Annotated in this window: 6 protein-coding genes; all 6 read left to right on the forward strand. The window is 31.9% G+C overall.

The genetic code is table 11. The features are described 5' to 3' along the window. A partial coding sequence (gene fliN / locus AC30RD_RS02075) for a flagellar motor switch protein FliN (RefSeq protein WP_489492509.1) occupies positions 1-313 on the forward strand: 313 nt, incomplete at its 5' end. Positions 314-322: 9 nt separating this feature from the next. After that, positions 323-1039: a flagellar hook-basal body protein gene (locus tag AC30RD_RS02080; RefSeq protein WP_489492510.1), complete on the forward strand. Its 717-nt coding sequence runs from the start codon at positions 323-325 to the stop codon at positions 1037-1039. A 38-nt stretch (positions 1040-1077) separates the two neighbouring features. Further along, on the forward strand, positions 1078-1878 hold the full coding sequence (flgG, locus tag AC30RD_RS02085; RefSeq protein WP_489492511.1) for a flagellar basal-body rod protein FlgG: 801 nt from the start codon (positions 1078-1080) through the stop codon (positions 1876-1878). Further along, on the forward strand, positions 1841-2806 hold the full coding sequence (gene flgA, locus AC30RD_RS02090) for a flagellar basal body P-ring formation chaperone FlgA (RefSeq protein WP_489492512.1): 966 nt from the start codon (positions 1841-1843) through the stop codon (positions 2804-2806). Before flgG ends, flgA begins: the two co-directional genes overlap by 38 nt. Further along, entirely contained in the window at positions 2764-3456 is a 693-nt protein-coding gene (locus AC30RD_RS02095; protein WP_489492513.1) for a flagellar basal body L-ring protein FlgH, read from the forward strand. Before flgA ends, AC30RD_RS02095 begins: the two co-directional genes overlap by 43 nt. A 20-nt stretch (positions 3457-3476) precedes the next feature. After that, positions 3477-4528 (forward strand): flagellar basal body P-ring protein FlgI (locus AC30RD_RS02100; protein ID WP_489492515.1); only part of this gene is annotated, 1052 nt, incomplete at its 3' end.

Here is a 4528-nt window from a genome sequence, read left to right on the forward strand (position 1 = left end):
TTTAGAAGAGTCTTTGCCATCTTTTGAAAATTATGAAAAAAGCGATAGTTCAAAACTCTCCTTACTTATGGATATTCCCTTAGAGGTTACCGTTGAGATAGGATCAACAGAGCTTCCCATAGAAGAGATTTTAAAATTAAATCCAAATAGCGTAATTGAGCTTGATAAAATGATAAATGAACCTGTAGATTTAAAAGTAAACGGAAAATTAATAGCAAAAGGCGAGCTTTACACGATAAAAAATAGTTTTGGAATAAAAATAACAAATATTATAACCCCCGAAGATAGAATGAAAATATTGGATAGCGAATAAGGATAGATAATGGCCCTAAATCTTCAATCTATTTATGTTTTGGCAAGTGGAAGCTCAAGAGCGATGGAGCAGTTAGATACGATAACCAACAATATAGCAAACGTAAATACAACCGGTTTTAAGAAAATGTTGCTTAAAGAGATGAGTCAAAGAATAGATGAAAATAGAGGCGATTCAAATCATCTTTTCGTTTTTTCAAGATTTGAAGAGACTCCCGTTATATTAGATCAAGGTAGTCTTAAAAAAACACAAAACCATTTGGATTTTGCGATCGAAGGTGATGGCTTTTTTCAAATAGAGACAAAAGATGGAAATCTTTTAACAAGAGATGGTCATTTTTTTATAAATGATAAAGGTTTTTTAGTAGATTCAAATGGGAATTATGTTTTAGACGATTTGGGAAAAAAAATAGAGTTAGATTCAAAACTTGATATATCCGTTGGAAGCGATGGAACTATTTTCCAAAAAGGAGAAAAGGTAGCCAAAATTAAAGTAGTTGCCTATAAAAGCGTAGAGGCGTTTGGATATAGTTATTATAGGCCAAAAGGAGAAGAGTTTGAGCCGAAATTTTTGATAAGACAAGGGTTTTTAGAAAGCTCAAACGTAAATGTTATAAACGAGATGAGTGAAATGATAATATCTCAAAGAAGATTTGAGATATATTCAAATCTTATAAAATCTTTAGACGCATTGGAGCAAAAAACCAACGAGATAGGTAGAGCGTAAATATAGTTGGTTTAAATATTATTTTTAAAGGATGAGAGATGATTAGAGCTTTATGGACTTCAGCTTCGGGAATGCAGGCTCAACAGACAAATTTGGATGTGGTATCCAACAATATCGCAAACGTAAATACTGTTGGATTTAAGATAAGCAGAGCAAATTTTGAGGATTTAATATACCAAAATATTAAAGATCCTGGAGTTAAAAGCTCTGATGAAAATATGATACCTTCTGGGATTCAGGTGGGACTTGGGGTAAAGCTTTCAGATGTTAGCAAAATATTTTCTCAAGGGAGCTTAAGAAAAACCGATAGAGAATTGGATGTAGCTATAGAGGGAAAAGGCTTTTTTAAAATAGAAACTCCAGGAGGTGGAGAAGCTTATACGAGAGCCGGCAATTTTCAACTGGATAATGAAGGATATGTTGTAACATCCGAGGGATATAAACTCTCTCCAAATATTCAGATATCATCTCCTGAAACGCTAATTAGTATCTCAATAAGTCCTAACGGAAAAGTAACCGCTGTTAGGAATGAAGGTGGCGTGCAAACTATTGAAGAGCTTGCCGATATAAAACTTTATAGATTTATAAATCCGGCAGGACTCAAAGCTATAGGACAAAACCTTTTTGTTCCAACTGAGGCTTCTGCAGAAGCGATAGAGGGCGATCCAAATAGCGACGGATTTGGAAAATTGGCTCAAGGATTTCTTGAGAGTTCTAACGTTAATATAGTAGACGAGATGGTTAATTTGATCGTTGCTCAAAGAGCTTATGAGATAAATTCAAAAGGTATTACAACAGCAGATGAGATGCTTAGAACAGTTTCTACACTCAAATCATAATCTTAAAAAGGCGTTTTTTGCCTTTTTGCTTCTTTTTGCCAATACTATTTATGCAAAAATTACAATAGAGATTTTACCGGTTGTTGAGCTTGAAAAAAACGAAGTTTTAATAAAAGATATATCAAAAATAAATTCTTCCAAAAAAGAAGATAGATTAAAAGATTTTATAGGCTCCATTTTTATAAAAGAGATCAAACAGGGAGTTGTTAAGGTAAAAAAAGATGAAATTTTAAAAAAGTTAAAAGATAATTATATAGATACTTCAAATATTTTAATAACCGGCCAAGATTATGCCATTGTAAAAAGAAAAAGTATCAAGTTAGGATATGAAGATATCAAAAAGGATATAAAAAAATTTATCGATAAAAATCCAAATCTTGCGCTAAAATCTATATCTTTATCAAAAAAAGAGTATATTTTACCCTTTGGAGAGATCGAAAAAAAAATAGTTCTCAAATCAAAAACTTCCACACATATGTATATAGATTATCTAATTTTTGTAGATAAAAAGTTGTATAAAAAAATACCAATAACCCTAAGGGTTGAAAGGTTCGTTTTGGTTCCTTACGCAAAAAGGGATATTTTAAAAAATAGAAAAATATCAAAAGAAGATATCTATTTTAAAAAAGAAAAAAGGGTTAGAGTTTCCCAAATTTTGGGGGAAGATGAGATTGTAGGGAAAGTGGCTAAAAGAGAAATAAAAAAAGATAGTATAATAAAAAGATATTTTATAGAGCCAAACTATTTGGTAAAAAAAAGAAAAAATGTAAAAATCATTTATAAAAACGGCCCCATAAAAATAGAGCTTATGGGACTTGCTTTGGAAAATGGAGAGTTAAATCAGATTATAAAAGTAAAAAATATATCAACCAATAAGGTAATTAAATGCAAAGTTATCGCTCCCTACGTGGTAGAGTTTATCAATTAGGCGCAATTTTATTAACAATTTTTATAATAAACGGCTGTAGTAATAAAAAAAATGTTCAACCTCCAAAGATTGAAGCTCCAGTTATTAAAGAGAATCAATCTTCAAAAGCGCCCGGATCTTTATATAACGGATACGATAATCTTTTTAGCGATGATAAAGCTCACAATATAGGAGATATTGTAATAGTAAAAATATTTGAAAATATTTCCGGACAGGGAAGTGCAAATACTAAAGCTTCAAGAAGTAATGATTTAGATCTTAGTTTTCCTTCAGCTACGATAATGGATAAAAAAGTTCCAAATAAAACAGATGTGTTTGCCTTAAAACAGTCTTCAAAAAATAGTTTTTCTGGTTCTGGAGATACTAAAAGAAAAGCAAAGCTTATTGCTACTATTTCAGCAAGAGTCGTAAAAGTCTATCCAAACGGAAATCTTTATATTATAGGCAAAAAATATATAAAAATAAATGAAGATATCCAGGTTTTAAAAATATCTGGGGTTATCAAACCAAACGATATATCACAAGATAACTCGATAGAATCCTCAAAGATTTCGGATATGTATGTAGAGTATAATGGACAAGGATTTATGGCAGACAACCAAAGTCCCGGATGGTTGGCTAAATTTATTATGAAAATATGGCCCTTTTAGTAATATTTTAAAGGTTGCGTATGGTAAGGAAGATATTTTTTATTTTAATTTTTTCTATTTTTTTGTTTGCTAGCGAGGTTAAGATAGGAAGTGAAGTAAATATTGTAGGAGTTAGAACCAACTATTTAACCGGATATGGAATAGTAGTGGGATTAAACGGAACTGGGGATGGCACTACGACAAAATTTACCCTTTTGAGTATTGCCAATATGCTAAAAAAAATGGGTATATATATAAATCCAAAAGATGTTAAGACAAAAAACGCTGCTGCTGTGATAGTTACGGCCAATATGCCGCCTTTTGCCAAAAGCGGTATGACTTTTGACGTAACAGTTTCTTCTTTGGGAGATGCCAAAGATATCGGAAACGGAGTCTTAATAAGAACGCCACTATTTGGTCCCGATAAAAAGGTTTACGCTTTTGCCCAAGGACCGGTATCTACCGGTGGAGGTTTTAGTGAATCAAATAAAGGGGGAAAAATTCAAAAAAATTTTACAACGACCGCCGTAGTTCCAAACGGGGGAATCATAGAAAAAGATCTTCCCTTTGATTTTTCGAATATGAAAGATTTAACTTTAACGCTAAAACATCCAGATTTTACCAAAGCTCAAAAAATAGCTAAAATTATAAATAAAACTTTCAAAAAAAATCTTGCCAATCCTATAGATTCGGCGACTATTAAAGTTAAATATCCAAAAAATCTAAAAAAAGTCGATTTTGTATCAAAAGTATTAAATTTAAAAATCGATACCGATAACGAACCAACGATCGTAATATACGAAAGAACCGGAACCGTTATAATGAGCGGGGATATAAAAATAGACACACCAGTTTATGTTTCCCACGGAAATATATACGTATCCATTCAAAAAGAGCCAAAAGTATCTCAACCGCTGCCTTTCTCACAAGGAGAAACGGCTATGATAGAAAAAGTAAAAACCGAAGTAAAAGAGGAAAACGCAAGAATATTTTCGATAGAGTCTCCATCTTTAAAAGATCTTGTAAAAGCTTTAAACGATCTTGGAATATCGCCAAGAGATTTGATCGCTATAATTCAGGCTATTAAAAACGC

Source organism: Nitrosophilus sp. (assembly GCF_982775275.1).

Bases quoted from the DNA above. Each gene is read 5' to 3' on its own strand.
- AC30RD_RS02080 (WP_489492510.1), top strand. From the start codon at position 323: ATGGCCCTAAATCTTCAATCTATTTATGTTTTGGCAAGTGGAAGCTCA.
- flgG (WP_489492511.1), top strand. From the start codon at position 1,078: ATGATTAGAGCTTTATGGACTTCAGCTTCGGGAATGCAGGCTCAACAG.
- flgA (WP_489492512.1), top strand. From the start codon at position 1,841: ATGAGATGCTTAGAACAGTTTCTACACTCAAATCATAATCTTAAAAAG.
- AC30RD_RS02095 (WP_489492513.1), top strand. From the start codon at position 2,764: ATGCAAAGTTATCGCTCCCTACGTGGTAGAGTTTATCAATTAGGCGCA.